Annotated in this window: 25 protein-coding genes and 1 riboswitch; of the genes, 3 read left to right on the top strand and 22 right to left on the bottom strand. The window is 63.9% G+C overall.

The window, feature by feature from the left end; all coding sequences use genetic code 11:
• The first annotated feature begins 156 nt into the window (after positions 1-156).
• Positions 157-639, top strand: a complete 483-nt coding sequence (locus MUU55_RS02765; RefSeq protein ID WP_244759232.1) for a hemerythrin domain-containing protein — start codon at positions 157-159, stop codon at positions 637-639.
• A gap of 3 nt (positions 640-642) precedes the next feature.
• On the opposite strand, the gene MUU55_RS02770 is transcribed toward MUU55_RS02765, so the two are convergent.
• The 8 genes from MUU55_RS02770 to hemN all read right to left on the bottom strand — a co-directional run bounded on the left by MUU55_RS02770 (position 643) and on the right by hemN (position 8,424).
• Complete coding sequence (locus MUU55_RS02770) at positions 643-1,269, bottom strand: PAS domain-containing protein (protein WP_244759233.1); 627 nt, start codon at positions 1,267-1,269, stop codon at positions 643-645.
• A 323-nt stretch (positions 1,270-1,592) separates the two neighbouring features.
• A complete protein-coding gene (locus MUU55_RS02775) occupies positions 1,593-2,522 on the bottom strand; it encodes a lipid A biosynthesis lauroyl acyltransferase (RefSeq protein WP_244759853.1) in 930 nt (309 codons plus the stop codon).
• 10 nt (positions 2,523-2,532) lie between these two features.
• Positions 2,533-3,561 carry a zinc-binding dehydrogenase gene (locus tag MUU55_RS02780; protein ID WP_244759234.1) on the bottom strand — a complete coding sequence of 343 codons (1,029 nt, stop codon included), beginning with the start codon at positions 3,559-3,561 and terminating at the stop codon, positions 2,533-2,535.
• Between the two features lie 13 nt (positions 3,562-3,574).
• On the bottom strand, positions 3,575-4,861 hold the full coding sequence (locus MUU55_RS02785; RefSeq protein WP_244759235.1) for a beta-ketoacyl-ACP synthase: 1,287 nt from the start codon (positions 4,859-4,861) through the stop codon (positions 3,575-3,577).
• A gap of 9 nt (positions 4,862-4,870) precedes the next feature.
• Positions 4,871-6,061 (bottom strand): beta-ketoacyl-ACP synthase, encoded by a 1,191-nt coding sequence (locus MUU55_RS02790; protein ID WP_244759236.1) that lies wholly within the window; start codon positions 6,059-6,061, stop codon positions 4,871-4,873.
• Position 6,062: 1 nt separating this feature from the next.
• Entirely contained in the window at positions 6,063-6,545 is a 483-nt protein-coding gene (locus MUU55_RS02795; RefSeq protein ID WP_244759237.1) for a 3-hydroxyacyl-ACP dehydratase FabZ family protein, read from the bottom strand.
• Positions 6,546-6,666: 121 nt separating this feature from the next.
• Positions 6,667-6,945, bottom strand: a complete 279-nt coding sequence (locus MUU55_RS02800; RefSeq protein ID WP_117366351.1) for an acyl carrier protein — start codon at positions 6,943-6,945, stop codon at positions 6,667-6,669.
• 129 nt (positions 6,946-7,074) lie between these two features.
• Positions 7,075-8,424 (bottom strand): oxygen-independent coproporphyrinogen III oxidase, encoded by a 1,350-nt coding sequence (gene hemN, locus MUU55_RS02805; RefSeq protein ID WP_244759238.1) that lies wholly within the window; start codon positions 8,422-8,424, stop codon positions 7,075-7,077.
• A gap of 210 nt (positions 8,425-8,634) precedes the next feature.
• Between hemN and MUU55_RS02810 the strand changes: the two genes are divergently transcribed.
• On the top strand, positions 8,635-9,360 hold the full coding sequence (locus MUU55_RS02810; RefSeq protein WP_244759239.1) for a Crp/Fnr family transcriptional regulator: 726 nt from the start codon (positions 8,635-8,637) through the stop codon (positions 9,358-9,360).
• Between the two features lie 6 nt (positions 9,361-9,366).
• Here MUU55_RS02810 and MUU55_RS02815 read toward each other — a convergent pair whose 3' ends face one another.
• The 7 genes from MUU55_RS02815 to MUU55_RS02845 form a co-directional block, all read right to left on the bottom strand.
• Positions 9,367-9,795 (bottom strand): L,D-transpeptidase, encoded by a 429-nt coding sequence (locus MUU55_RS02815; protein ID WP_244759240.1) that lies wholly within the window; start codon positions 9,793-9,795, stop codon positions 9,367-9,369.
• 151 nt (positions 9,796-9,946) lie between these two features.
• Positions 9,947-10,927 carry an adenosylcobinamide-phosphate synthase CbiB gene (cbiB, locus tag MUU55_RS02820; RefSeq protein WP_244759241.1) on the bottom strand — a complete coding sequence of 327 codons (981 nt, stop codon included), beginning with the start codon at positions 10,925-10,927 and terminating at the stop codon, positions 9,947-9,949.
• A gap of 3 nt (positions 10,928-10,930) precedes the next feature.
• A complete protein-coding gene (gene cobD, locus MUU55_RS02825; protein ID WP_244759242.1) occupies positions 10,931-11,938 on the bottom strand; it encodes a threonine-phosphate decarboxylase CobD in 1,008 nt (335 codons plus the stop codon).
• Positions 11,935-13,239, bottom strand: coding sequence for a cobyrinic acid a,c-diamide synthase CobB (locus tag MUU55_RS02830; RefSeq protein WP_244759243.1), 1,305 nt, complete (start codon positions 13,237-13,239; stop codon positions 11,935-11,937). The genes cobD and MUU55_RS02830 overlap by 4 nt, the downstream gene beginning before the upstream one ends.
• On the bottom strand, positions 13,236-14,078 hold the full coding sequence (cobA, locus tag MUU55_RS02835) for a uroporphyrinogen-III C-methyltransferase (protein WP_244759244.1): 843 nt from the start codon (positions 14,076-14,078) through the stop codon (positions 13,236-13,238). Before cobA ends, MUU55_RS02830 begins: the two co-directional genes overlap by 4 nt.
• Complete coding sequence (locus MUU55_RS02840) at positions 14,078-14,563, bottom strand: cobalamin biosynthesis protein (RefSeq protein WP_244759245.1); 486 nt, start codon at positions 14,561-14,563, stop codon at positions 14,078-14,080. Before MUU55_RS02840 ends, cobA begins: the two co-directional genes overlap by 1 nt.
• Positions 14,564-14,763: 200 nt before the next feature.
• Positions 14,764-15,813 (bottom strand): serine hydrolase domain-containing protein, encoded by a 1,050-nt coding sequence (locus MUU55_RS02845; RefSeq protein WP_244759246.1) that lies wholly within the window; start codon positions 15,811-15,813, stop codon positions 14,764-14,766.
• Positions 15,814-15,979: 166 nt separating this feature from the next.
• Between MUU55_RS02845 and MUU55_RS02850 the strand changes: the two genes are divergently transcribed.
• Complete coding sequence (locus tag MUU55_RS02850) at positions 15,980-16,765, top strand: TSUP family transporter (protein ID WP_244759854.1); 786 nt, start codon at positions 15,980-15,982, stop codon at positions 16,763-16,765.
• A 6-nt stretch (positions 16,766-16,771) separates the two neighbouring features.
• On the opposite strand, the gene cobO is transcribed toward MUU55_RS02850, so the two are convergent.
• From cobO to MUU55_RS02885, 7 genes are all read right to left on the bottom strand, one after another.
• Positions 16,772-17,413 carry a cob(I)yrinic acid a,c-diamide adenosyltransferase gene (gene cobO, locus MUU55_RS02855; protein WP_244759247.1) on the bottom strand — a complete coding sequence of 214 codons (642 nt, stop codon included), beginning with the start codon at positions 17,411-17,413 and terminating at the stop codon, positions 16,772-16,774.
• 25 nt (positions 17,414-17,438) lie between these two features.
• On the bottom strand, positions 17,439-21,197 hold the full coding sequence (gene cobN, locus MUU55_RS02860) for a cobaltochelatase subunit CobN (protein ID WP_244759248.1): 3,759 nt from the start codon (positions 21,195-21,197) through the stop codon (positions 17,439-17,441).
• 253 nt (positions 21,198-21,450) lie between these two features.
• On the bottom strand, positions 21,451-22,500 hold the full coding sequence (gene cobW / locus MUU55_RS02865) for a cobalamin biosynthesis protein CobW (RefSeq protein WP_244759249.1): 1,050 nt from the start codon (positions 22,498-22,500) through the stop codon (positions 21,451-21,453).
• 3 nt (positions 22,501-22,503) lie between these two features.
• Positions 22,504-23,028, bottom strand: coding sequence for a bifunctional adenosylcobinamide kinase/adenosylcobinamide-phosphate guanylyltransferase (gene cobU, locus MUU55_RS02870; protein ID WP_244759250.1), 525 nt, complete (start codon positions 23,026-23,028; stop codon positions 22,504-22,506).
• Between the two features lies 1 nt (position 23,029).
• Complete coding sequence (locus tag MUU55_RS02875) at positions 23,030-23,818, bottom strand: CbtA family protein (RefSeq protein ID WP_244759251.1); 789 nt, start codon at positions 23,816-23,818, stop codon at positions 23,030-23,032.
• A 12-nt stretch (positions 23,819-23,830) separates the two neighbouring features.
• A complete protein-coding gene (locus tag MUU55_RS02880; protein WP_244759252.1) occupies positions 23,831-24,007 on the bottom strand; it encodes a CbtB domain-containing protein in 177 nt (58 codons plus the stop codon).
• A gap of 47 nt (positions 24,008-24,054) precedes the next feature.
• Positions 24,055-24,420, bottom strand: a riboswitch (cobalamin riboswitch).
• A 79-nt stretch (positions 24,421-24,499) separates the two neighbouring features.
• A complete protein-coding gene (locus tag MUU55_RS02885) occupies positions 24,500-26,515 on the bottom strand; it encodes a peptidoglycan-binding domain-containing protein (protein WP_244759253.1) in 2,016 nt (671 codons plus the stop codon).
• Positions 26,516-26,571 lie beyond the last annotated feature (56 nt).

Raw genomic sequence — 26,571 nt, forward strand, 5'->3', positions numbered from 1 at the left:
TCGGCCTTTGCGCTCGATTGAGCCTTCGCAGATGCGTAAGGAAGCATCCTTGACATGGATCAAGGCACGATACGGAAGCGGGCGGCATCAAAGGACAGGTTGACGCAGCCGCACGTCGGACGACGGCGCGGCCCTCCCCCAACGAGGGAACACGAGATGACGGATTACAATGGTATCGCCCGGCTGCTTTCGGATCGCCCGACGGACGCCGTTTCGCTCGACTGGCTGAAGAAGGCCCATGACGCCCAGCTGACGCTCTGCACGGCGCTTGAGGAAATCGCCGACAGCCTGCCGGCCAACGTCAACCGGCAGAAGTGCATATATGCCGCCAAATCATTGATTCCGCTTGTCAATGGCGTTCATCGCTATGAAGAGGAAGCCGTCTTCCCGCTTCTCGAGCGCCAGGCATCCGGCGACGGGGAACTTGTCTCCTCCATCGCGCGGCTAAAATTCGAGCATGTCGAGGACGAGTGCTTCGCGGAGGAACTGACCGATACGCTCACACGGCTGGGGAGCGGTGACGGCACGGTCAACGCGGAAGCCGCGGGCTACATGCTCCGCGGCTTCTTCGAGTCGATCCGGCGGCATATTGCCTTCGAGCAACAGTTCATGCTGCGCGGCGACCGGTTGGCCTCCTGACGCTCAGGCGGCGATGGGCCCGCGTGCCTCCAGCACGTCCTGCAGCACGAGAATGGCGCCGAGCACATTGCCGACGGCAGACAGGCAGGGCGTCATGCGGCAGCGCGTGACGGTCGAACCCCGTCGTGGTGAGATATAGTCATATTCGACGATCTCGCCCGCAAAACAGCGATCCAGGTGTCGCTTCACGCGGCCGTCAAAACGCTGCATGCCGATGAATTCAACGATATGGCGCCCGACGAGATCAATGGGCTTCTCGCTGAAACTCCCCGCATTCAGCGGGTTCGAATAGAGATAACGGTAATCCGTCGTTATCACCGCCACGCGGTCCGGCAGGCTGTCGAGGATCGCCTCGTTGATCAGGCCATCTTCCATCACCCGCGGTGACACCACCGGGCGGCGCGCCTCGGGAAACTCGACGCGGAAGGGGCGCGACGTCTCCTCGTTGCCGAAATAACGATCGAGCAGAAGCTTGAAATTATGCGCCTGCCGGAGCACGCAGGCCTTGTCCTCCGCTTCTTCGCGAAGCAGATCCACCACGAACTGGAACTGGAGCTTGAGATCGGAGACGTCGGAGGCCTCCTTGTGCAGCACGGCTGCCAGAGCCGGCTCAATTTCCCTGTCCAGCATGGCAACAAGACGTTCATTTCCAGTCTTTATTGCGTGCTGGAGTTGCGAATACTTAAACCAGAACAACTCTACAAGAGCTTTCAATTCATGCTCCCTGAATTGCTGAAATCTACAGCAATTTGATCACTTACATTATTTAACCTGTCCGGAAATAAGATACGGTTTTGACCGTCACCTCCCTGAATTTCGCTATCCAAAGCGCTTACATTAGCAAAATGGTAACAGCGTAGAAGAGGATGTCAAACCCATATTTGATAAAATTGCGTGTTTTCGAAATAATGAACACGTTCAAAATTGAACATGAAGGAAGAAATTATAAGTGCTCAAGTAATAAGGGAACGCTTGATATTCCAGCGATCGTGATACCAGAGCCATTGGCCGGGATATTCCCGCACCCACTGTTCGACCTTGTCGTTCAGCATCTGTGCCGTCGCATCGACATCGACTGCACCGTTCTCCTTGCGCGGGATGTCCATCGCCGGCTCGAGCTCCAGCCGGTAGCGATTATCAGGCAGACGGATGCAGCGCGCCGGATAGACCTCGCAATTGAACTGGCGCACCAGCTTGGCCAGAAGGGGATTGGTCTGCACGTCGCGCCCGAAGAATTTCGTCGGCAAGCCTTTGGTGAACTTCTGGTCGACGAGCACGCCGACCGGCCCGCCGGCATCGAGCTTGCGCGCCAGCGTGAAGGAAGAGCCGGCATGCGAAGGCACGAGGTGCCCCATGCGCGCACGCCGGAATTCGAACACCTTTTCGGCGACATAAGGATTGTTCGGCGGGCGGAAGAGCACCGTCACATCCAGCCCGAAAGCGGCGCCGGCGACCGGCAGCAGCTCGAAATTACCGCTATGGGCAGTAAAGACGATGAAGGGGCGCGGATTGTCGCGCAGGTCCACGAAAAGCGGAATGCCGGACACTTCGATACGACCCGGCGTCGTCTTTTCCGGGTCAAAGTCGAACAGCTTGTCGAGGAAGACATACTCCGCGGCAAGCCGGCCCATATTGCCCCAGGCGTCGAGCGCGATCGCCTGGATGTCCGCCTCGGATTTTTCCGGGAAAGCATTGCGCAGATTGGTCAGCGTCAGCTTGTGCCGGCTCGTCTTCGGCCCGATCCAGCGCACAAGACGGTCAGCGAAATTGATCGCCCCATCCGCCGGAAACAATTTTAGAAGATTGAGCAGGCCGAAGGCGAACTGCGCCACCAGCCAGTCCTTGGTGTTGCGCAGCGCCAGGACGAGGCGTGTGACGAGCATCTTCATCGGATCAATCCAGTCTGAGGACGATCTTGCCGAAGATCTGGCGCGATTCCATGCGCTCCAGCGCGGTCTCGATGCCGTCGAAAGTCACTTCCGTGTCGATGACCGGATGCACGAGGCCCTGCGCCATCTTCTGCATGGCATCCGCCATGTTTTCCATGCGGCAACCGAACGAACCGAGCAGCTTGAGCTGCTGCTGGAACAGCATCATCAGGTTCATGTCGGTGGAAACGCCCGAGGTGGAGCCGCAGGTGACGAGACGGCCGCCGCGCTTCATGCAGAGCATGGAGCCCGCCCAGGTATCCTTGCCGACATGTTCGAAGACGACATCGACGCCCTTCTTCCTGGTCAGCTTGCGCACGACGCCTTCAAAGCGATCCTCGCGATAGTTGATGACGTGGTCGGCACCGAGCGCCTTCGCCTTCTCGATCTTGTCGTTCGAGCCGACGGTGGTGATGACGGTGCAGCCGATCTTCTTGGCCAGCTGGATCGCCGCCGTGCCGATGCCGGAGCCGCCGGCATGGACAAGGATCGTTTCACCCGGCTGAAGCTTGGCATTGTCGAACAACATGTGCTCGACCGTGCCGAAGGTGACGGGCGCGAGCGCCGCGCCGACCGCATCGACGCCGGGGGGTGCTGGAACGAGCAGGCGGGCGGGAAGGTTCACCTTCTCCTGCGCGAAGCCATCGAGATGGAAACCGTGCACGCCGCCGACATGTTCGCAGAGGTTGTCGCGCTTCTCGCGGCAGGGCTTGCAGAGACCACAGGTGCGCGCACCGTAGATCGAGACGAGCTGGCCGGGCAGCACATTCGAGACGCCCGGACCGAGCGTCTCGACGACGCCGGCGGCTTCCGCCCCGATGACCAGCGGCATCTTGCGCTTGGCAAACGCCATGCCGCGCCAGCCCCAGACGTCGATATGGTTGAGCGCGACGGCTTTTACGCGCAACGTCACCTCACCCGGGCCGGGGGCCTCGGGTTCCGGGATGTCGGTCAGTTCGAGCTTGCGGTCGTCGAGAAGCTGGAGGGCACGCATTGTCTTGTTCCTATCAGGCCGGCTCGGCCGTCATCACGAGGCTGGCGTTCTGGCCGCCGAAGCCGAAGGAGTTGGAGAGAACCGCCGAAACCTGCTTGTCGCGCTTCACGTTCGGCACGACGTCGAGCTGGATCGTCGGGTCGGGGTTCGTGTAGTTGATGGTGGGCGGAAGCGTCCCGGTCAGCATGGTCTGGATCGAGAACACCGCCTCGACCGCACCGGCCGCCGTCAGCGTGTGGCCGATCATCGACTTGTTGGACGAAACCGCAATACCGGCAAGCTTGTCACCGAAGACGGTCGACATGGAGAGATACTCCATCTTGTCGTTCTCCGGCGTCGAAGTGCCGTGCGCATTGATATAGCCGATGCCGCTCTCGTCGATGCCGGCATCTTCCAAGGCCGCGCGGATCGTCGCGATGGCCGGGCCACCGTCCGGCGATGAGCGCGTGCGGTGGAAATGGTCGGCCTTCTCGCCGCAGCCCTTGAGGATGCCGAGCACCTTTGCGCCGCGAGCAATGGCCGATTCCAGCGATTCCAGCACGAGCGTCGCCGCACCTTCGGCGATGACGAAGCCGTCGCGGTCCTTGCTGAACGGCTTGGAGGCCTTGGTCGGCGGATCGTTCTGGGTGGAAAGCGCAGAAAGCAGCGCGAAGCGGATGAGGGCTTCCGCCGTCACCGAGCCGTCGGTGCCGACGGTCAGCGCGCGGTCGGTGCGCCCCTGGCGGATCGCCTCGACGCCAAGCTGGATGGCCGTGGCACCGGAGGCACAAGCGGTCGACAGGGTCACCGGCAGGCCGCGCGTGCCATAACGGTCGGAAAGGCGCTCGGAGATAGAGCCGAAAGCCCAGGCTTCGTGCAGCGCCGGTTCCGCCTTCTCGCGCAACGCGGCAAGGAAACGGTCATAGGCGTCGCCCGGACGCTGCGACGGCGGCGCGCGGTCGGCGAGTGCAAAACGCTCACGCCAGTCGGGCTCGATCGGCGGGGCGGCGAGGAACAGCGGACCGCCAAAATCGCCGGAGAGGCCGGCCTGCGCCAGTGCCTCGTCCGTCGTCTCGCGGGCATAAGCGTAGGAGCGCTCGACCGGATTTTCCGTGGGTACGGTGATGAAATCGACCGTGCCGGAAATGCGGGTGTTCAGCCCATCAACCGGGAAGCGGCTGATGTCGTGGATGCCCGAGACGCCGCCCGTCAGCGCGGTCCAGTTGTCCTTGAGACCTTGTCCGAGCGAGGTGACGACCCCCATGCCGGTGACGGCGACGATGGGGCGACCCAGATGATCCCTGTAAGCGGCGTTCGTCATGGCCGACCCTCACTTCTCTGCGCTAAGAATTGCGACGCCCTCGCCGCGCGAATGGCCGACCGTCGTGACGACGGCCGTCGTGGCGGCGCCCGCCATGGCGGTCTCGGCCTTGGCATCGAATGGAGCGACCTTTACACCGGCACCAAGGGTGAGCGCGGCCAGCGCGAGACCCAGCGGGAACTGCGCTTCAAGTGCCTGCCCCGTCACGGCGCTGTAGCCGCGCACCGCGCTGCCGGCGAAGCGCTGGCCAAGCCATGCCTTTTCACGCGCCGTCGCCTCATGGGCGCCCGATGCGCCGGAGAACACGACGGCTCCCTCGGCGTCCGCGCCTTCGGCAAGACGATCGAGTCGGGCTTCGAGCCGGCCTTCGTCGCGCGAACCACGGTCGCCGCCGATGGCGTCGATCGTCGCATAGATGCGCGCGCCACGGGCTTCCGCATGTTCGCGGGATTCGAGGATGAGGAAGGCCGAGGCCGTTCCGGTGATGATGCCGCCGCCAGCCTTTTCGTCACGCGACCAAAGCGGCGTCCAGCCACCCGTCGCATGGGCGCCAATGGCTTCATAAAGCAGGATGACGTCCTGCCGCTCGGCCACCAGCGCGCTGCCGACAAGCGTATGCGTCGACTGGCCGGCACGGATCCGGTGGAAAGCCGTCTCGACGGCGCTGATGCCGGCGGCTTCCTCGCCCATGAAGGTACGCGAGGAACCGGTCACCTTGTGCACGATGGAAATATTGCCGGCGAGCAGGTTGGAGAGCTGCGCGAGGAAGAGCGTCGGGCGCAGCTCCGTCGTCAGCTTCTCGTTGAGCAGACGCTCGCGGTCGTTGCGCTTCAGGCCCTCGTCGACGATCAGCGAGTCGACCGCGATGTCGCGCTCGCCGCCGCCGGCCGCGACGATCATGTCCATGGTGCCGCAGGCTTCGGCATTGTCCTTGAAGCCCGCGTCATCGAGCGCGAGGCCGGCGGTGAAGACGCCGAGGCGCTGCCAGTTTTCCATCTGGCGCTGGTCGCCACGCTTGGCGATCTGCTGGTTCCAGTCGATTTCCGGCATAGGATGTACCGGATAAGGCGCGAAGCGTTCCGTGTCGATCTTCGTGACCGGCGCGTTCGCGGCACCGAGGATCGACACATGCGCCTCGGCCCCGACACCCTGACAGGTGACGATGCCGACGCCTGTGATCACCACATCGTTGTTGGCCATCTTACTTTCCTTCCGCCGACGCTGCGAGCGCCTCGAACAAACCCACCTCGCCGGCACGCTTGCGAACGATGTCCGCCAGCGGCACTTCGGCAAAGGGCATGGTGCGCAGCTTCAATTGCGCATCGCAGACCTTCTTGCCGGCCGATGTGATGCGCGTCTTGGTCACGGCATAACCCGAACCGTCATGCTCCAGCACGGCCTCGATGTCGAGCACGGCATCCGGCTCGACGAAGGTGCGCATCTTGGCGCCGTCGACGCTCATCAGGAATGGCATGGCCGCGAAATCGGTGGCGGCGAGCACGAGGAAGCCGGAGGCCTGCGCCATCGTCTCGATGAGCAGCACGCCCGGAACGAGCGGCATGCCGGGAAAATGCCCTTCGAAAACAGGGCTCTTGGAGGGAACGACCGAGCGGGCGGTGAGCACGCGGCGCGCGCCGTCAATGGCCTCCACGCGGTCGATCATCTGGAAATATTCAAGCAACATCGGATTATCGTCCCTGGCGGGGTCCGGAAATCGAAAGGCCTGCCGAAGACGGCAGGCCATGTGTCCTGTGCACCGGGATCGTCCGGAACAGAGCCGCTAAACGCAGCCGGGCGGTCTCGCCTCAGGCCTTGGCGGCCCGCAGTTCGTCGATCTTCGCGCAGAGGTTCTTCAGGACGAAATACTCTTCCGTCGCGACCTTGCCTTCGTTGACGTCCTGCGTCCACTTTTCCAGCGGAATCTTGATGCCGAATTCCTTGTCGATCGCAAAGACGATGTCGAGGAAGTCGAGGCTGTCGATGCCGAGATCGTCGATGGTGTGGCTCTCGGGCGTGATCGTCTCGCGATCGATCTCGCTCGTCTCAGCAATGATGTCGGCAACCTTGTCGAATGTAGCAGTCACGCCCGTACCTCATGAATCTATAGTTGGGCGATCCTATAGGGAAAACAGACGCAATTGCCAATGGGTTTGATGAGGGACCAGCGTAGTGCACACGGCTGTGTTGCGCAAACAACATGGCCGCTTGCGGCCTCAAACAGCGACGGAATGCCGGCCGCGACCGCTTGCCAGATGCGCGTCGAACACCGCAGCGACGGTACGGGCAAAAGGCCGGCCCGCCAGCGTCAACCGGAAGCAATCGCCTTCAATACGGCAGAGACCGTCTTTGTCGGACGCGGCAAACACCTTCGCCTCGCCTCCGATGACGCCGGCGAATGACGGGAACCGACCGGTAACATCCGCAAAGGAAAAGCCGAAATCGCACATGACGCGCTCAATGACATAGGCGCGGGCGCGGTCCTCGTCGGTCAGGGCATAGCCCCGCACCGCGGCAAGACCGCCCTCCTCCGCCCGGCGCAGATATTCGCCCGTCGCCGGCATGTTCTGGATGTAGCCCTGCGGCAGCTGGCCGATCGCCGAAGCGCCGAGCCCGATGAGGGCATCGGCCTGGTCATCCGTATAGCCCTGGAAATTACGGCGCAGCGTGCCGTTGCGCGCGGCAAGCGCCAGGCGGTCGGCGGGTAAAGCGAAATGGTCGATGCCGACGGCCTCATACCCTGCCGCAACCAGCATCTCCCCCGCCATCCGCATCTGCTCGAACCGCGCGAGAATACCCGGCAAGGCCGCCTCATCGATCATCGTCTGGTGTTTCTTCATCCAGGGCACATGGGCGTAGCCAAACAGGGCGATGCGATCCGGCGCCAGCGAGATGACGGCGCGCACGGTTTCGGCGAGCGTCTCCATCGTCTGGAACGGCAGCCCATAGAGAATGTCGCAGTTGACCGAACGCACGCCCCGCGCCCGTGCAGCCTCCACCACGCCCCGCGTCTGCTCGAAGGTCTGGATGCGGTTGATCGCCTTCTGCACCCTGGGATCGAAATCCTGGATGCCAAGGCTGGCGCGCGTCATGCCGATCCCGGCGAGCGCGTCATGCCTTTCGTCATCGAGATCGTTCGGATCCATCTCGACGGAAATCTCGGCATCGCCGGCAAAGCTGAAATTCGTCTCGAGACAGGTTTTCAGCGCCCGCATGTCATCCGGCCGCAAGAGCGTCGGGGAGCCGCCGCCGAAATGCAACGCGGTGACGGGGGCGGCGCGGTCGACACGCGCGCCGATGGCCGTGATCTCCGCATAAAGTCCCTTGAGATAGGCCTCGACCGGCTCGTAGCGCAGCGTCTGCTTGGTATGGCAGGCACAGAACCAGCAGAGCCGGTCGCAATAGGGGATATGCGCGTAGAGCGAGAGGCGATTCGCTGCGGTCAGACCCGAAAGCCAGTCCGCATAGACTTCCGATCCGATACTTTCGTTGAAATGCGGCGCGGTCGGATAGCTTGTATAGCGCGGAACCGGCGATGAAAGGCGTTCGACGAGGGCATCCTGCATGGGTCTCTCCTTGCTTGCGCAGGAAATAACCCGAAGAACCTGCTCGCCATTTGATTTTGATCAAGTGCAACCGAGAATGAGTGCGCTAGGATTTGACAATAGTCAGGAAGCGCTATTTTGCCGCTAGGCGGTACGCTTTATGTTCAGGTCTGCGTGCGGTAGCTCGGCATGATGATGCCGGCCAGCCGCCGGGCGAAAAGGAAAAGCGATATGGAAGTTCGCCGCCAAGATATCCATAATTCCGATATCCCGGTCGTCTGCCGTGCCTGCGAGGCACGCCACGGCGGCGTATGCGGCGCGCTAACGTCCGAGCAGCTGACCGAACTCAACAAGCACTCCTCCCGCCACCGGCTGGAAACGGGCTCCGAAGTTATCGGTCAGGGCGAAACGGTGGTGAACTATTCCAACATCATGCGCGGCGTGGTGAAGTTGACCAAGGTGATGGCGGACGGACGCCAGCAGATCGTCGGCCTGCAATTCGCACCCGATTTCCTCGGCCGTCCGTTCCTCACGGAAAGCGCCATCACCGCGGAAGCGGCGACCGACAGCGAAGTCTGCAACTTCCCACGCACAGTACTGGACCGGCTCGTCAAGAAGACGCCGGAACTGGAACATATGCTGCACCAGCAGGCGCTGAAGGAACTCGACGAGGCGCGTGACTGGATGCTCACCCTCGGCCGCAAGACGGCGCAGGAAAAGGTCGCAAGCTTCCTCTATCTTATCGCCACCCATATCGACCCTGAAAGCGTCGACATGTCGGCCTTCGACCTGCCGCTCTCACGCGCCGATATTGCCGATTTCCTCGGATTGACCATCGAAACGGTCAGCCGCCAGTTCACCAAGCTGCGCAAGGAAAACGTCATCCGCATCGAGAACAACCGGCATGTCACCGTTCCCGACATGGACCGCCTGATGCGCTACGCCGGCAACGACTAGGCACGATTAACGCGTGATCACGATCTTCGTGTTGGACAGCCCGTTGCGGTTTGCCATCTGGAAGAAGGTCGCGGCATTGTTCGGGTGCAGGCGCACGCAGCCATGCGAGGCAGGACGGCCAAGGCGTTTCGTCTCGTAGGTCGCATGGACGGCATACCCGCCCTTGAAGAACACCGCGAAAGGCATCGGCGCATTGTTGTATTTGCGCGAACGGTGGTTGCGCGAGACCCATTTCGCCGACCAACTGCCCGTCGGCGTGCCGTAGCCCTTGCGGCCCGTCGAGACGCGCCACCGGTATTTCACCATACCGTTCTGAGTAACGACCATGGTTTGCGAAGAAAGGCTGACCTGGGCCACGAGATTGGCGGAAAGGGCAGCTTCGGTCTGGAATAAAACAAGAAGGAACGCGACAGCGGTCGCAAACAAGGTACGCATGACTTCCCCTTAAAACGTTTCTGCATGGCTTGCACGCCATGTCTCACGACGAGACAGAATATAGACGTTTCAACCTTCCGCAATATTGGCGGATCAGCGAAAATAAAACGAAGTTAAGACGTAAAATTTTATTGATGTCCGGCAGCGACGTTCAAAGCAAAACCGCCAGAAGTGCTGCAAGCAGCACGGTGCCGGCAAGGCTGGCGCAGGCCGCGGAAAAAATCCGCAAGGAAAGATCGATATCGGCGACTGTGGCAGTCGTCCTGCCACCTGCATTCATCATGGGCTCATCGACACGCGTACCGCCATAAATGCGCGGACCGGCAAGGCCGATCCCCACTGCCCCCGCCATCGCCGCCTCCGGCCAGCCGGAATTCGGCGAACGGTGCAGACCGGCGTCGCGCAACGCCGTGCCGATCGCCGCACGCGCCGCCGCCTTGCTCTTGCGCAGCCATGCGCCGGCCGCGATGAAGAGGATGGAGAGGCGGGCGGCGGGCCAGTTGGCGAGATCGTCCAGCCGGGCCGAAGCCCAACCGAAGTCGAGATATTTCGCATTCTTGTGGCCGATCATGGAATCGGCGGTGTTGAGCATCTTGTAGGCAAAGAGGCCAGGCAGGCCGAGCAGCGCATACCAGAGCGCCGGTGCCACGACGCCATCGGAAAAATTCTCTGCCAGGCTCTCGATGCCGGCGCGGCAGATGGCGGGCTCGTCGAGCGTTGCCGGGTCGCGCCCGACGATCATCGAAACCGCCTGTCGTCCGCCCTCCACGCCGTCACGCTTGAGGCCGGTGGAGACGGCCCGCACATGGTCATGCAGGCTCTTCTGCGCGAGGAGGATCGCAACGACCAAGACTTCGGCAACCACGCCAAGAAAGCCAAGCCGCGCCAGGAGCGCATGGACGACAAACCCCAGAAACAGGCTGGCGGCCAAAAGCACGGCAATGCCTGCAGCACCGTTGAAGCGTTTCGTATCGGCGGAGAGCCGCTTGCCGTTGAAGAGCTTGTCCATCAACCCGATCGCCCGCCCGAACAGGACGACGGGATGCGACACGCGCCGCCACACCTTGTCCGGATCGCCGACGAGGCGGTCGAGAAGCAGCGCAAAGAAGAGGACGAGCAACGTGGCGGCCATCGGTCAGCCCGCCCTGTCCGCAAGCGCCGCCGCGAGACGCGCATCACCCCGGCCGTCGGGTGCGAGGCCGAAGCGCAGCCAGCGCGGCTCATAGTCGAAGGGACGCACGAGGATGTGGTGACGGCAGAGATGCTCATGGATGATCGCGGCATCCGGATGCGCGACCAGGGAGAAGAGACCTGTACCGCCGACGACATCAAGACCACCGGCGACCAGTACCGCGTCGAGAGCGATCTTGCGCGCTTCAATGGCGCGTTTGATTGCCGTCGTGTCCGACGCCATCAGGCGCGTGGCGATCGTCAGCGCCGGGCCCGAAACGGCCCACGGACCGAGACCATCTTCGATGCGGTCGAGCAGTGCGCTTTCGCCGATCACGAAGCCGAGACGCAGCCCCGCGAGCCCGAAGAACTTGCCGAAGGAACGGAGGACCAGAAGACCAGGCATGCCATCGCCGGCAAGCGGAGCGATGCACAGATCCGGACGCATGTCACCGAAGGCCTCATCGACGATGAGGCATCCGCCATTGGCCGAGAGGCGGGCATGGAGGGCAAGCAATGTTTCACGATCGACCAGACGGCCGGTCGGATTGTTCGGATTGACGACGACGACGAGGCCGTGCGCCTCGGTCACCGCCTGAAGCCCCTCGATGCGATCCACGGCAATACCGGCATTTTCCAGCACGCGGGCATATTCGCCATAGGTCGGCGACAGCACGGCCGCACGGCGGCCGGCGGGAATAAGACGCGGCAGGAGCTGGATGACGGACTGCGTACCGGGCACGGGCAACGGCAAGGCGCCCGGCGTCGCATAGTAGCGGGCGGCGGCGGCGCGCGCCTCGTCCTGCCGGTGCCGATCCGGCAGGCGATGCCAGGCGGCGACGTCGATCTCAGGAAGCGCTACGGGAGACGGGTTGATGCCGGTGGAGAGATCCAGCCAGTCCTCGGACCTGCCGCCGAATCGCGCGGCGGCGGCAGCGATCCCGCCGCCATGCACGATGCGCGGCGCGTTCATGCAGCCTCCGGCGCGAGATCGATGATGTGCATGTAGGAACCGCTGACGGCGCCGCGACGAAGGCCGGCTTCACCAAGATCTTCGCCCATGGCGTCCGCGACGGTGAAAAGACGATCCGCCTCGCCTTCCCGCACGATGGTCGAATAGTGGAACTCGTGCGCGGTCATCGGTGCGCTGAAGCCCGAGCCGGAAAGCGGCGTGATCAGGCGGTAACCGAGATGCCGGCGACGTTCGGCAAAGCTGGTGACGAGCGGCAACAGACCCAGCATGCCGTGACGGGAGCCGTCCGCCGCAACAAGTCCCTCACCCAAAACCATGTAGCCCCCGCATTCGCCATAGATGCGCGCGCGCCGGCGCGCCGCTTCCTCCATGCCTAGGCGGAAACGGCTGGCATTGGCAAGGCTTTCGGCATGCAGTTCCGGATAGCCGCCGGGCAGGTATACGGCATCCGCGCCGGGAGCAGGCCCCTCGTCGGCCAACGGCGAAAAGAAGCTGAGGCCTGCCCCAGCCGAGCGCCACCCCATCAGGAGATGCTCGTAGGCGAAGGCAAAGGCGGTGTCGCGCGCGACGGCGATATGCTGGCCGAGCGGCGGCAGGAGAGAAACCGCGGATATTTCAGGCAGGGCATGCCGCCCCGCAACGGCCAGAAGGCGCTCGATATCGCAGCAGCGCACCACGGCTTCCGCAGCGCGGGCGATAAAACCTTCAAGCGCGCAATGTTCACCGGCCTGCACGAGGCCGAGATGGCGCTCCGGCAGGGCAAGCCCCGGATCCCGGTCCAGCACGCCGAAAATCTCGATGCCGCTCGCTTCCAGCGCGCCGCGCAGCATCATCTCGTGCTTGCGGCTGCCGACCTTGTTGAGGATGACGCCGGCCACGCGGATATCGCTGCGGAAATCGGCGTATCCCTTCACCATTGCGGCGACGGACTGCGACAGGCGACTGCAATCGACGACCAGCACGACCGGCAGGCCGAGTGTCGCCGCGAGATCCGCCGGCGAACCGGTGCCGTCGGCCGCGCCGTCGAACAGACCCATCATCGCCTCGACGAGCAGGAAATCCCCCTCACCCGCCTGCATTGCGGCATTGGCGCGGATGAGTTCGGGGCGCATGGCCCAGGGGTCATAGTTGAGGCAGGCACGGCGGCTGGCGGCGGCATGGAAGGCGGGATCGATGTAATCCGGGCCGGCCTTGCCGGAAACGAGCGGCAAGCCGGCATCGGCCAGCGCGCGCGCCAGCCCGAGCGTCACCGTCGTCTTGCCGGAGCCGGACGCGGGCGCGGCGATGAGCAGACCGCTCATGCCTGGTCTTTCATGTCGCGCGAACCGAAGGGATCCGGCACGAGCTTGCGGCCTTGCGTCAAGGCACCGAGCCAGTCGAGCGAGGCCCTGAGACGCACCACCTCGCCCACCACGACGATGGCCGGGGGCTCGATACCGGTGGCCTGGACATCGGCTTCGGCCCGGCCGAGCGTGGTTTCCAGCACCTGCTGTTCGGATGTCGCGGCATTGCAGACGAAGGCGACCGGCTCATCCGCCGAACGACCACCGGCGATAAGGTTTTCGGCGATCTGACCGATATGCTTCATCGCCATGTACATGACGATCACGGGCGATCCCTTTGCGATGCCGTCCCAGTTGATGCGGTCGGGCACCAGGCCGGACGAATCGTGACCGGTCAGGAACGTGACGGCATGGTTCACCTCGCGATGCGTGACGGGGATACCGGCATAGGCAAGCCCGCCGATGCCGGCGGTGATGCCCGGCACGATGCGGAAGGGAATGCCGTGCTCGATCAGCGTCAGCGCTTCCTCACCGCCGCGCCCGAAGACGAAGGGATCGCCACCCTTGAGGCGCAGCACCCGGTGTCCGGCACGCGCCAGCTCGACCAGCCGGAGCGAGATGTCGCGCTGCTTGTGCGAGGGTTTTCCGCCGCGTTTTCCCGCAAATTCCAGAACGGCGCCGGGACGCGCGAGCGAGAGGCATTCGGCATTGACGAGCGCATCGTGCACGATGACATCAGCCTGCTGCAGGGCGTTCGCCGCGTGCAGCGTCAGAAGCCCGGGATCGCCGGGCCCCGCGCCGACCAGCCAGACGCTGCCTTTGTCCATCGACGGGAGGGCGGAGAAGAGGGTTTGCATCAGGCATGCTCCCGGCTTGAATCACTGTGCGAAGGAGCGGAATCGCCTCTCGAGGAAATCACGGCAAGCGGCTGGAAAGATTCAGCGATCGCGACGGTCGCATGCGCAGATTTCGTCTTTTCGACGACGAGCCGTCCACCCGCGCCCGCCTGCGCCAGCGCGGCCGCCTCGGCGACACCATGGCAACCGGTATGGGCGAAGACGATATCGGACGGGTTGGCAAGGCGAGGCGTCTCGGTTTCGAGGCGCGCGGCGGGGAAGGTCACCAGCGGCACGGAGAAATGGTAGGCGACAGCATGCATCGCCGGCTCTTCTGCGCGCGCATCGAGCGTCGCGACAAAGGCGACGCGGGGGGAAGCAGCACCAAGGCGGAAGAGCGCCTCACGGGCAAGGTCGAGGACTTCGGCGGGCGAAGCTCCCCGCTCGCAGCCAAGGCCAAGGACGAGGAAACGTCCGGTTCCGGGGGATGGGGCCTTAGCGCGCATGGCGGTCTCTCGCAAAATTCCACGCGAAAGAGCCCGGCTTCGCCGTCTTCCGACAGTTCCGGTTCTGGCCCCGTCTGGGTCGGCCGCACCGGACACCGCTCGGCCCGCCTGGCGGGCACCGTCGCATGTTTCTTAGTACCGGAGGGTGACGGGCCGGTCAAACCGGATTGCGGCATCCGACACGCCGGAAGCGGCATGCGCTAGAGGTTCGTCAGATTGGCGAGAACGATTTCACGCCAGAGACGCGTCGGCGACACCCAGGCATCCGGCGCATTGTAGTTGCCGGAGAAGATGACGCAGGCAATATCCGCCTCCGGCATCAGCCATAGCCGCTGGCCGCCATTGCCGAAACCGGCCATCCAGGGCTTTGGCGCACCGAGAACCGGCGCCTCGCCGAGGAACCAGAAATAGCCGTAGCCGAGGCCATCGTCGGTCGAGGCTTTCGGCGCCAGCGACACGTCGATCCACGCACGCGAAACGATCTGCCGATCGCCGACACGACCACCGTCGAGGACGAGGCGGCCAATGCGCAGCAGATCACTCGCCGTAAGGCGCAGGCCCGATGCCGGCGATGCCACGCCATCCGCTCCACTCAGCCATTCGAAATGTGTGATACCGAGCGGCGTAAACAGCGCCTCGCGGGCGAAATCCTCGATCCGCTGGCCCGTGCCGCGCTCGATGATCGCGCCGACAAGCGCGGTCGCCCCACCCGAATAGGTCCAGTGCGTACCGGGCGTCTGCACAACAGCCTGTTCGAGCGCGAAGCGATAGCGATCCGGCGCGTTCTCCATGGCGATCTCGCTGTTCAGCGGATCGGCGTAGGAACGGTATTCATCCCAGGCGAGACCGAGCGTCATGGAAAGCGCATGGCCGATTGTCTGCCCGGCACGGGCCGGATCGGCGGCAAGATCGGCATATTCGGGAAACTGCGCCAGAAGCGGCGCCTCAGGGGGCGGAACAAGGCCGCGGTCGAGCGCAATACCGTAGAGCAGGCTGGTGACGCTCTTCGTCACGGAGCGCAGGTCGTGCAGCGTCCCTGCATCGAAGGCGACGGTGCCGAGCGAGCGGCCCCAACTCTCATCCGGAGCGGCGCGATAGTGCTCCAGCACCAGCCTGTCGCCGCGGTTGATCAGCACCGCGTGCACATCGCGGATCAGACCCGATTCGATGCCGGCAAGCAGCTTGCGTTCAAGACCGGCATCGAAGCCCGCCGCCTCCGCCGCGCCCTTTGTCCATTGCGTTTCCACCATCGCCTCACCCTCTTTGTTGCAGGATCATCCTACAAGGCCCCGCACCTTCCGTTTGATCCGCATTGCGCGCTGGACACAAGGGCGTTGAAGCATGCGGGCTTTGCTTTTACCTCGCAGTCTGACAGAAGTCAGGAAACATCCTGTGCAGATCCCTTCGAGTCCCGTCTTGGCCGATACCGCCCTCCACATCCTCGTCTTCCTGTTTTTTGCGGCTTTCCTTGCGGGTTTCATCGATTCCATCGCCGGCGGCGGCGGCATGATCACCATTCCCGCCATGCTGATCGCCGGGATACCGCCACTGGAAACACTGGGCACGAACAAGCTGCAATCGCTGTTCGGTTCGGGCTCGGCGACGCTCGCCTATGCGCGTGCCGGCCATGTGCGGCTGTCGGAGCAACTTCCGATGGCAAGCCTGTCGGCGCTCGGCGCGGTCTTCGGCGCGCTCCTGGCGACAATCGTTCCGGGCGATGTGCTGAAAGCCATCCTGCCGTTCCTGCTCGTGGCGATCGCGGTCTATTTCGGGCTGAAGCCGAATATCGGCGATGTGGACAAACACCGCCGCATGAGCGTCTTCCTGTTCACCGTCACCATCGTGCCGGCCATCGGCTTCTATGACGGGGTCTTTGGGCCGGGCACCGGCTCGTTCTTCATGCTGGCCTTCGTGACGCTCGCCGGCTTCGGCGTGCTGAAAGCAACCGCCCACACCAAGCTCCTGAATTTCGGCTCGAATGTCGGTGCCTTCGCCGTCTTCCTGTTCTACGGCGTCATCTTGTGGAAGGTCGGCCTCGTCATGGGCGTAGGCCAGTTCCTCGGCGCACAGGCTGGGTCGCGTGTCGCGATGAAAAGCGGCGCGAAGATCATCAAGCCGCTGCTCGTCGTCACCTCGATTGCACTTGCAATCCGTCTGATGTCCGATCCGAGCCATCCGCTGCGCGTCTGGCTCGGCTGGTAGGACGCGTCAGAACTCGACGCCCTGCTGGGCCTTGATACCCGAGCGGAACGGGTGCTTGAGCAGTTCCATCTCGGTCGCCAGGTCGGCGATCTCGATCAGTTCTTCCTTGGCGTTGCGGCCCGTCAGCACGACATGGGTCATGTAGGGCTTTTCGGTCTTCAGGAAGTCGATGACCGCGTTGACGTCAAGATAGTCGTAGCGCAGCGCGATGTTGATCTCGTCGAGCAGCACCATGGAATTGCGCTCGTCGCGGATCAGCTCCTTGGCCTTTTCCCAGGCCTTTTCCGCCATTGTAACGTCGCGGGCGCGGTCCTGGGTTTCCCAGGTAAAACCTTCTCCCAGCGTATAGAACTGGCAGATATCGGAGAAATGCGTCTCGATCAGCTCGCGCTCACCGGTCACCATAGCGCCCTTGATGAACTGCACGACGGCGCAGGGCATCTTGTGGGCGATGTGGCGGAAGATCATGCCGAAGCCGGCCGTCGACTTGCCCTTGCCCTTGCCGGTGTGCACGACGATGAGGCCCTTCTCATCCGTCTTCGTCGCCATGATCTTTTCGCGGGCCTGTTTCTTCTTCGCCATCTTTTCAGAGTGGCGGGCGAGTTCGGCCTCGGTCATGCCGGCGGTTTCGTCGTGGTTCTCGGTCATCGTCTCTTCCCTTCGGTGTTCTTGTTCACGAGGCCTTGCGACGGCCCAGCATATCCAGTTCGAAGCGTGCGGAGTTGGAGCGTGGCGTCCAGAGCTCCCGATCGATCGCCTCGGCGAAGCGCGCCGCCATTTCGGCAAGCGCGGCCGGGTTCTTCTGCATCAGGAAATCGCGCACGCGCTCGTCCAGCACAAAAGCCTGATAGGCGGCCTCGAAATGATGGTCCTTCACCGCGCCCGTCGTGGCGGCGAAGGCGAACATGAAATCCACCGTCGCGGCGATCTCGAAAGCGCCCTTGTAGCCATGGCGCATCACGCCATCGATCCATTTGGGATTGACGACGCGGGCGCGCATCACTCGGCCGATCTCGTCCTCCAGCGTGCGCACGACAGGTTTTTCCGGGCGCGACAGGTCGTTGTGGTAGATGACGGGCTGCTGGCCGGAGAGATGCTGCGCCGCAGCCGCCATGCCGCCTTCGAACTGATAGTATTCGTCGCTGTCGAGCAGGTCGTGCTCGCGGCTATCCTGGTTCTGGATGACGGCCTGAAGGCTCTTCATGCGTGCTTCCAGCCGCTCGCGCACCGGCACGCTGTCGCCCTCGCCGTCATAGGCGTGCGCGCCCCATTCGAGCCAGGCTTCGGCGAGGTCGCCGCGGTCCGTCCAAAGCCCCTCATCCATCATGGCCTGCAGGCCGGCGCCATAGCCGCCGGTCTTTGCGCCGAAAATGCGGAAACCGGCTTGCCTCGCGGCATCCTCGTCGGACGCCCCCTTGGCGGAAAGCACGGCCGCTTCCGCCCGCATGCGGGCGGCAATCGGGTTGTCCAAATCGTCCTCTTCCAGCGCACCGACAGCACGCACGGCGCGGTCGAAAAGCGCGATCTGCTCGGGAAAGGCATCGCGGAAGAAGCCGGAAATGCGCAGCGTCACGTCAACGCGCGGATGGCGAAGGACGGCGGGCGGAATGATCTCGAAGCCGGTGACGCGACGGGACGCCATATCCCAGGTCGGCTTGACGCCGATCAGCGCCATAGCCTGCGCGATGTCATCGCCACCGGTGCGCATATTGGAGGTCCCCCAGGCAGTGATACCGAACGAGGTCGGCCATTCGCCATGGTCCTGCGCATATCGGGTGACGATGAGTTCCGCGGATTTCTTGCCGAGTTCCCAGGCGGCCGGCGTCGGCACGGCGCGGCTGTCGACGGAGTAGAAATTGCGGCCGGTCGGTAACACATCCGGCCGGCCGCGCGTTGGAGCTCCCGATGGGCCAGGCTCAATGAAGCGGCCGTCGAGGCCGCGCATCAGCGCCGAGATTTCGGCCGGGCCGCAGGCGGCGATGGCGGGGCGGATGCTTGTCTCGATGGTGTCGAGGACGGTGCGGGTGGCCGACCATGCGTCCGGGCAGTGTAGCGTGCCCTCCACCAGCTTTGCCGCCAGAAGCTCGATGCGCTCGACCGTATCGCCATGGCTGCGCCACGGCGCGTCGATCTGCTCGTCCAGTATGGCGGGGCGCGGACCATCCCATGGATCGGAACTGATGCAGTCGAGCGGATCGAAGGCGACACCGTCCAGAGCATCCACCGCGATCGCCCGCTGCAAGCTCGCTTCACCACCCTCGCCCAGGAAACGCGGCACGCGGGCGAGTGCCAGTGTCAGATCGGTGAGCAGCCGACCTTCCGGCGAGACGCCGAAGACGTGCAGGCCGTCGCGGATCTGCATTTCCTTGAGGTCGCAGAGATAGGCGTCGAGCTTTTGCAGCGCCGTCTCCTCGCCATCGGACTTGGCGATGCCGGCATCGCTGTCGAGGCCGATGTCGCGCACGAGATCGAGGATCTGCTTCGTCAAAAGCTTGATGCGGCGCGGATCACCGCCGGAAGCGTCGTAATATTCGTCGACGAGGGCTTCGAGGTCCTTGAGCGGACCGTAGGTCTCGGCACGGGTCAAAGGCGGCGTCAGGTGGTCGATGATGACGGCGGCGGAACGGCGTTTGGCCTGCGTGCCTTCGCCCGGATCGTTGACGATGAAGGGATAAAGATGCGGCACCGGGCCGAGCACGGCCTCCGGATAACACGCCTCCGACAGCGCCAGCGCCTTGCCGGGCAGCCATTCGAGATTGCCGTGTTTGCCCATATGCACGATGGCATGCGCGCCGTAGTGCAGGCGCAGAAAGGCGTAGAACGCGAGATAGCCGTGCGGCGGCACAAGGTCCGGCGAGTGGTAGGTGTCCTTCGGATCGATATTGTAGCCGCGCGCCGGCTGGATGCCGACCAGCGTCTCGCCGAAGCGGGCAAGCGGCAGGGCGAAGACGTCGCCCGTCACGAAGGGATCCTCTTCCGGCGCCCCCCAGCGGGCGGCCATTTCATCCCGAATCGATTTCGGAAGCGATGCGAAGAACGCCTTGTAATGATTCAGCGAAAGCGTTTCGCGGATTTCGCGGCCGTCGCTCGCCGCATTGGTCGGGCCAGCCATCAAGTGGGCGATCAATTCGTCGCCATCATCAGGCAGGCCGGCGACCGCATAGCCTTCCGCCGCCATGGCGCGCAGCACTTCCATGGTGCCGGCAGGCGTATCCAGGCCGACGCCATTGCCGAGGCGCCCATCGCGGTTCGGGTAGTTCGCCATGACCAGCGCAATGCGGCGCTCGATCGGCTTCGCACGACGGAGTTTTGCCCAACCGGCGGCGAGTTTCGCCACGAACCGGATGCGGTCCTCGACGGGATCGAGGCTGACGATGTTGGTTTCGACGCGCTCGTCGTAGCGTGCGGCGGCCTTGAAGGAGACGGCGCGGGAGAGCACGCGGCCATCGACTTCGGGCAGCGAGACGTTCATGCCGAGGTCGCGTGCCGTGAGGCCCTGCCCGGATGCTTCCCACGCTTCGCGGGAGGAGCCGGAGAAGACGACCTGCAACACCGGCGCACCGGTCTCGTCCAGCACCGTCGGCTTGCGGCCGGCGCCGGGGGCGGAGACGGCAAAGCTCGTTGCGTTCAGCACGACATCCGGCTGGATTTCTGCAAAGGCAGCACGGACCGTTTCGATGGAAACGGGTTCCTTGAGGCTGGAGACGAAGAACGGCAAAGCGCGAATACCTTCGGCCGCCAGTGCCTCGATCAGCATTTCGACGGGGCGGGTTTCGCCGCTCTGGACATAGGCACGGTAGAAGGAGATGGCCGCAGTTGGAGGCTCGAGGTCCGCCCGCGCCGCAGCCGTCGCAGCCTCGCGCCACGTCTCGACATCCACGACGCCACGCCCCGGCCACCAGATGCCGGCTTTTTCCAGCGGCGTCGCGGGCTCGGGCCTGTCGCCTCCGAAGGCAACGGCATCCGCGTAGGCGAGGAAACGGCCCGCATTATCAGCGCCGCCCTCGTTGAGATAGGCCCAGAGGTTCTGGCGGTCGGCATCGTCGATGCGGTTGAAGGGGATCAGGCCCTCATCCGGCCGGTCATCGCCGGGCAGTGCCACGAGCTTGATATCGTTGGCGACAGCCGTCGCCAGCAGGGCTTCCAGCACATAGCGGAAATAGCTGGCGCCGCCGAGGGCGCGGATGACGATAAGCTTGGCGTGGCTTGCCGTGCGCTCGATATAGGTATCGACCGACATCGGATGCGACAGCGTCGCGAGACTGGCGAGGCGCAAGCGCGTGTCACCGCCGCGCGCGCGATGGGCGGCGGCGATGGCGGCGAGTTCGGTATCCGCGGCGGTGAGGAAGAGGATGTCGCCCGGCGTCTGGCCAAGGTCGATCGCCTCCTTGCCATCGGCAATGGTGCCCTTCTGGGCTAGCAGGAGATGCATACAACGTCTCCCCTTTGCCGATGTGCCGTGCGGGTGGATCCTCGCGTCGAGCCCTGACATGACGAAAGAAGGGGCAGACGACGCGCAGCAGCGACGGTCGTCCCTGCCGCACCGAACCACGCATGCAGCAACCTGCCCTCCCCACCGTCATCCTCGGGCTTGACCCGAGGATCCACCCGCACGGCACGCCGATCATGGGCACGCCGAACAGGAGACAAAGGCGAGAGGGACTGCTGCACGCTCATGCCGAAGATCACACCGCCGCAGCGATGGCGGCACGCACGGCTTGCTCGTCCATGTCGTGCAGGCCGATGACGACGAGGCGGGTGCCGCGGGTCTCACCGGCGGCCCAAGCGCGTTCGAAGTAATTGTCGATACGCGTGCCGACGGCCTGGATGAGCAGGCGCAGCGGCTTGCCGGGCACATCGGCAAAACCCTTGACGCGCAGCACGTCATGTTCGGCGATCACGCCCTTGAGACGCTCGATGAAGGCGGCAGGCTCGGCGATCGCCGGAAGCTCGACGACGAAGCTGTCGAACTCGTCGTGGTCGTGCTCCTCACCGTTCTCGTGCTCCAGCTCGTGGTGCGACTTGCGGTTGGCAATGTCGTCTTCCGTGCCGACACCGAGGCCGAGCAGGACGGCGGCGGCGACTTCGCCGTTCTTCGCCTCGATCATCGAGGGCTTGCGGGCGATGCGCGAGGCGACCTCGTCGCGCACGGCAAGCACACCGGCGGCGTCGAGAAGATCCGTCTTGTTGAGGACGATCAGATCGGCCGCGGTGAGCTGGTCTTCGAAGAGTTCCTCGAGCGGGCTTTCGTGGTCGAGATTATCGTCCTCGACGCGCAGCGCATCCACCTTGTCGTGATCATCCGCAAAACGGCCGGCAGCGACGGCGGCGCTGTCGACGACGGTGATGACGCCATCCACCGTGACCTGGGTCTTGATCTCAGGCCAGTTGAAGGCGGCGATCAGCGGCTGCGGCAGCGCGAGGCCGGAGGTCTCGATGACGATATGGTCGGGGCGGTTCTCCCGCTCCAGCAGCTTCGACATGGTGGGGATGAAATCATCGGCGACGGTGCAGCAGATGCAGCCATTAGTCAGCTCGATGATGTCGTCCTCCGTGCAGGCTTCCGCGCCGCAACCCTTCAGCACGTCACCGTCCACACCGAGATCGCCGAATTCGTTGATGATCAGCGCGATGCGCTTGCCGCCGGCATTCTGCAGGAGGTTGCGGATCATCGTGGTCTTGCCCGCGCCGAGAAAACCGGTGATGACGGTGGCGGGGATCTTCTGTTGCAGCATGGCTCAACCCTTCATTTTCAGCGGCAATCCGGCCGCGACAAAATAGACTTCCGGTACGAGCGCCGCCACCTGCTGGTGCAGCCGCCCGGCATGGTCGCGAAACTCGCGCGCCATGCGGTTTTCCGGCACGATGCCCAGGCCAACCTCGTTCGATACGAAGACCAGATGGCCCGGTGCGTCCTTAATGGCCGACAAAAGGCCGGCGAATTCTTCCGCGATGTCCCGCTCGTCCAGCATCAGATTTGTCAGCCAGAGCGTCAGGCAATCGATAAGGACCGTTCGGTCCTCGCGCGCCACATCCCTGATGCAGGCCGCGAGCGCAAGCGGTTCCTCGTGTGTTTCCCAGCCTTTTCCGCGATCTTCCCGGTGTTTGGCGATGCGCTCACGCATCTCGTCGTCCCAGGCGCGGCCGGTGGCGATATAATGACGCGAAAGGCCGGTCTCGGCGACCAGCCTTTCGGCAAAAGCGGATTTTCCGGAACGCGCACCGCCTAGAACCAGGACGGCTCCGGGCGATTTTTGCGTCATATCAGGCAGCCTTGGCGATCTTCTCGTTGGCAAAGCCGAGCGAGAGGCCGAGCACGACCCAGAAGAACAGCGTCGTGGCAAGTGCCGCAACGGCGAACTCCGCGCCGAGAACGGCCGGAACGTTGCTGGAGATGTCGGAGGGCTGTGGCGCACCATAGACCTGCGGTGCGGCGAGAAGCACGACACCGGCGATCTTGGCAACGATGCCAGGCTTCAGGAACAGCAGGTAGAGACCCGCCGCCGAAAGGGCGACCGTCGCAACCCACCAGATCTGGCGCTGGGTGAGATCGGCAGCCGGGAAGCCCGGAAGCTCCGGCGGCAGGCCGATGGCCGGCAGCATATGCACGGCAAGCCAGCCGGCGGCCCCCCACAGCGCACCGTTCGCGACTGTGATGGGATTGCCGGAAACGAGGCTGAAGCCGGCAAGCAGCAGCGCAAAGCCGGTGCCCGTGACGAGGTTCGCCAGAAGCGTGCCTGAGAAGCGGCTCATGCCGAACATGATGCCGCCTTCCTCGTGGTCCTCGCCCTCGTGAGCATAGGCAACCGAGATCGGCGACAAAGCGGAGGCGACATCGAGGATCACGGCGCCGAGCGAGGAATGTTCCTGCGTCGTGGCAGCGCCATCAGTGGTCGTCGCGGGCGTGGCGCCCTCGCCGGCCGGGGCGGCTTCGCCTTCGAACTCTTCAGCGTGCAGAATCAACGGCACGACTCGCGCCTCCTGGGCGGCTGTCATGAGCACGCCGGAGAACAGCCCGGCCACCAGGGCGGCCAGGAGATAACGAACGATCATATCAGGAACTCCTCAGTGGCAGGGAAAGCCGTAGGAGTGACGCGTGTCGTGCGCCGTGTCGTGCAGCACGGCCGAATTCGCAAGGCCCGCGCCAAAGACGAGGAAGGCACCGAGCAGCAGCGCGAAAACGCCGGCGACAAGGCGATCGTTCGCGGAAAGGGTGATAGAAGACGTATTGGAAACAGCCATGACAACCTCCGTGCAGGCGTTGGGGAAGCCCCTCCCCAGGTCGAGCGATATGCCCTCATTGGTTGGCAGGTCTCCTGGCTCGCAGCGTCCGGCGTGTTCAACGCCTGCAGGTCACCCTCACCTTCCCGAATTGAAGCATCACGAGAGGCGGACGATTCGTAGAAGAAGAGGCGTCCAACCCCGGCTATCGCGATGCCATCCAGTGGCTTTTCCGTCTGACATTCCTTTCGCGTCTTCAAAGGCACGATTGCCTTCTCATCCGCGAAATCCGCCATCCGGATGGGTGTCCCTCGCTACTCTACAGTCGCGGGGTCGGCCGTGATTGCAGCGCCCTGATTGGGTCCGCCGCGTCACATTCCCATTTACTCCCCGATCCGTTTCCGGATCTGGGAACCATCCAATATTACCGATGATTATGCGGCTCACCCTGCGAAGTCAATCGACCGGCAGCGGCATGGCCTATGCCAAAACCGCCGTCCGGTCGTCGCAAATTCAATAGCCGGGAATGATCACCACGCCACCGCCATCATTGTAGTAGCCATCATCGCGATAATAGGGGCCATCGTAGTAGCCATCGACGGGTCCCTCCAGCACGTCGTACTCCCGTTGCTGATAGCGACGCTGGCGATTCTGCCGTGCCTGCCGGGTCTCGGCATATTGCGCAGCCTCGCGCAGCGCACGGAACTGCTGGCGCGACAGGTAGCCGTCCGCACGGTAGCCCGACGCGCCTTGCCATGCCGCGATTGCCGCGCGAGAGCGCGGACCGAACACGCCGTCGGCACCATAGGTGTTGTAGCCAAGCAGGCTCAGGTAGCGCTGGGCCTGGGCACGCACGGAACGGTCCATATAGGCTTCGCGCGGATCGATGACGGGTCCGGCTTTCTGCGTGGCTTCCGCCTTTGCGTTGTCTTCTTCCGGCTGCGTCTCCGGCTTGGCCGTCAGCGCAGCGATACGCTTGCGGGCGTCGTCGACGAAGCGGCCCTGGGGATATTGATAGAGGTAATCGCGGTAAGCCTTTTCAGAGCCATCGGCGACGGCCGCCTGGAAGGTCTTGTCTTCCGCACGCTTGGCAGCTTGCGCCTCTTCGACGGCAAGCGCGCCATTGTCCTTGTCGGCGCCCTGCGGCGCGCTTTCGCGGGCGGCAGTCGTCTCATTTCCGGTATCGACGGCATTTTGCGCGGCGGCGGCGTCTTCAGCGCGCTTTTCGGCCTCCTCGGCGAGGCGCGCGGCTTCGGCCGCCTTCGCTTCGGCATCCGCAGCCGCCCGGGCGGCCTCGGCCTTCAGGCGCTCGACCTCAGCCGCCTTTTCTTCCGCGAGTTTGCGGGCGGCAGCGGCCTCTTCCTCGATCCTCGCCTTCTCGACGGCGGCAGCCTTTTCCGCCTCAAGGCGCTTCGCCTCGGCTTCCTGACGAGCAGCAGCCTGCTCTTCCGCGCGGGCCTTCTCGGCAGCCGCGGCCTCCTCCGCCTTTTGACGATCAGCATCCGCCTTCAGACGCGCAGCCTCCTCCGCCTTTGCCTTTTCGGTGGCAGCTTTCGCCTCCGCCTTGAGACGTTCGGCCTCGGCGGCCTGCTGCTCCGCAAGCTGCCGGGCCTCCGCTTCCTTTTTCTCGGCTTCGGCCTTCAGCCGAGCAGCCTCTTCCGCCTTCGCTTTTTCCGCAGCCGCGGCTTCCGCCTTGAGACGTGCAGCCTCGGCCGCCTGTTGCTCGGCAAGCTGCCGGGCTTCCGCTTCCTTTTTCTCGGCTTCGGCCTTCAGGCGGGCAGCCTCTTCCGCCTTCGCTTTTTCCGCAGCTGCAGCTTCCACCCTGGCCTTTTCCTCGGCCGCAGCCTTTTCCTCGGCGAGCTTGCGGGCGGCGGCAGCTTCTTCGGCCTGCTTGGCCTCGGCTTCCGCCTTCAGGCGTGCAGCCTCCTGCTCAGCCCTGGCCTTTTCCGCTTCGGCTGCCTTCTGCGCCTCTTCCGCAGCCTTCTTGGCCTCGGCTGCCTTCAGGGCCTCCTCTTCGGCTTTCTTCGCCTCGGCAGCCTTTTGGGCTTCATCTGCTGCCTTCTTCGCTTCTGCGACTTTTCGGGCTTCCTCTTCAGCTTTGGCCTTTTCAGCCTCAGCAGTCTTCTGCGCCTCCTCCGCCTGCTTGGCTTCGGCCGCCTTCTTCGCCTCTTCATCCGCCTTCGCCTTTTCGGCCGCAGCAGCTTCTTCTGCCTTGGCCTTGGCTTCCGTCTCGGCGGTCACGCTCTTGGCGGGCTTCTCCTTGGCGGCGGCCTGCAACTCGGCGATGCGCAGGCGGGCCATGGAGGCGAAAGTACCGTTCGGATATTGCGTCAGATAGCCCTCATACTGAGCGACATCACTGCCGGAGGACACTTTCTGCCAGAGCGAAAACTCCTCTTCCCAGCGCTTGCCCGCGCTGCCGGCTTCCTTGCCGGTAGCCGCCTGCGCGAAGGCAACGGCCGGCGTGCCGGCCAGCGACAGCCCGAGAAGGCCGGCCAGAACGGAGCGTGCGAGAGGTCCAGAACCCATGTATCTCACCCTTTTCGGATCGCGCGAAGGCGACAGCGCCCAGCTTCTCCGGGCGA

The sequence above is a fragment of the Shinella curvata genome (assembly GCF_022899935.1).
GTDB classification, from domain to species: Bacteria; Pseudomonadota; Alphaproteobacteria; order Rhizobiales; family Rhizobiaceae; genus Shinella; species Shinella curvata.

Bases quoted from the DNA above. Each gene is read 5' to 3' on its own strand.
- MUU55_RS02775 (WP_244759853.1), bottom strand. From the start codon at position 2,522: ATGCTCGTCACACGCCTCGTCCTGGCGCTGCGCAACACCAAGGACTGG.
- cobD (WP_244759242.1), bottom strand. From the start codon at position 11,938: ATGAACGCGCCGCGCATCGTGCATGGCGGCGGGATCGCTGCCGCCGCC.
- cobU (WP_244759250.1), bottom strand. From the start codon at position 23,028: ATGACGCAAAAATCGCCCGGAGCCGTCCTGGTTCTAGGCGGTGCGCGT.
- cobO (WP_244759247.1), bottom strand. From the start codon at position 17,413: ATGACCGAGAACCACGACGAAACCGCCGGCATGACCGAGGCCGAACTC.
- MUU55_RS02780 (WP_244759234.1), bottom strand. From the start codon at position 3,561: ATGCGTGCCCTCCAGCTTCTCGACGACCGCAAGCTCGAACTGACCGAC.
- MUU55_RS02790 (WP_244759236.1), bottom strand. From the start codon at position 6,061: ATGGCCAACAACGATGTGGTGATCACAGGCGTCGGCATCGTCACCTGT.
- cobN (WP_244759248.1), bottom strand. From the start codon at position 21,197: ATGCATCTCCTGCTAGCCCAGAAGGGCACCATTGCCGATGGCAAGGAG.
- cobA (WP_244759244.1), bottom strand. From the start codon at position 14,078: ATGCAAACCCTCTTCTCCGCCCTCCCGTCGATGGACAAAGGCAGCGTC.
- MUU55_RS02885 (WP_244759253.1), bottom strand. From the start codon at position 26,515: ATGGGTTCTGGACCTCTCGCACGCTCCGTTCTGGCCGGCCTTCTCGGG.
- MUU55_RS02785 (WP_244759235.1), bottom strand. From the start codon at position 4,861: ATGACGAACGCCGCTTACAGGGATCATCTGGGTCGCCCCATCGTCGCC.
- MUU55_RS02810 (WP_244759239.1), top strand. From the start codon at position 8,635: ATGGAAGTTCGCCGCCAAGATATCCATAATTCCGATATCCCGGTCGTC.
- MUU55_RS02795 (WP_244759237.1), bottom strand. From the start codon at position 6,545: ATGTTGCTTGAATATTTCCAGATGATCGACCGCGTGGAGGCCATTGAC.
- cobW (WP_244759249.1), bottom strand. From the start codon at position 22,500: ATGCTGCAACAGAAGATCCCCGCCACCGTCATCACCGGTTTTCTCGGC.
- MUU55_RS02765 (WP_244759232.1), top strand. From the start codon at position 157: ATGACGGATTACAATGGTATCGCCCGGCTGCTTTCGGATCGCCCGACG.
- MUU55_RS02840 (WP_244759245.1), bottom strand. From the start codon at position 14,563: ATGCGCGCTAAGGCCCCATCCCCCGGAACCGGACGTTTCCTCGTCCTT.
- MUU55_RS02815 (WP_244759240.1), bottom strand. From the start codon at position 9,795: ATGCGTACCTTGTTTGCGACCGCTGTCGCGTTCCTTCTTGTTTTATTC.
- cbiB (WP_244759241.1), bottom strand. From the start codon at position 10,927: ATGGCCGCCACGTTGCTCGTCCTCTTCTTTGCGCTGCTTCTCGACCGC.
- MUU55_RS02880 (WP_244759252.1), bottom strand. From the start codon at position 24,007: ATGGCTGTTTCCAATACGTCTTCTATCACCCTTTCCGCGAACGATCGC.
- MUU55_RS02770 (WP_244759233.1), bottom strand. From the start codon at position 1,269: ATGCTGGACAGGGAAATTGAGCCGGCTCTGGCAGCCGTGCTGCACAAG.
- hemN (WP_244759238.1), bottom strand. From the start codon at position 8,424: ATGCAGGATGCCCTCGTCGAACGCCTTTCATCGCCGGTTCCGCGCTAT.
- MUU55_RS02830 (WP_244759243.1), bottom strand. From the start codon at position 13,239: ATGAGCGGTCTGCTCATCGCCGCGCCCGCGTCCGGCTCCGGCAAGACG.
- MUU55_RS02845 (WP_244759246.1), bottom strand. From the start codon at position 15,813: ATGGTGGAAACGCAATGGACAAAGGGCGCGGCGGAGGCGGCGGGCTTC.
- MUU55_RS02875 (WP_244759251.1), bottom strand. From the start codon at position 23,818: ATGATCGTTCGTTATCTCCTGGCCGCCCTGGTGGCCGGGCTGTTCTCC.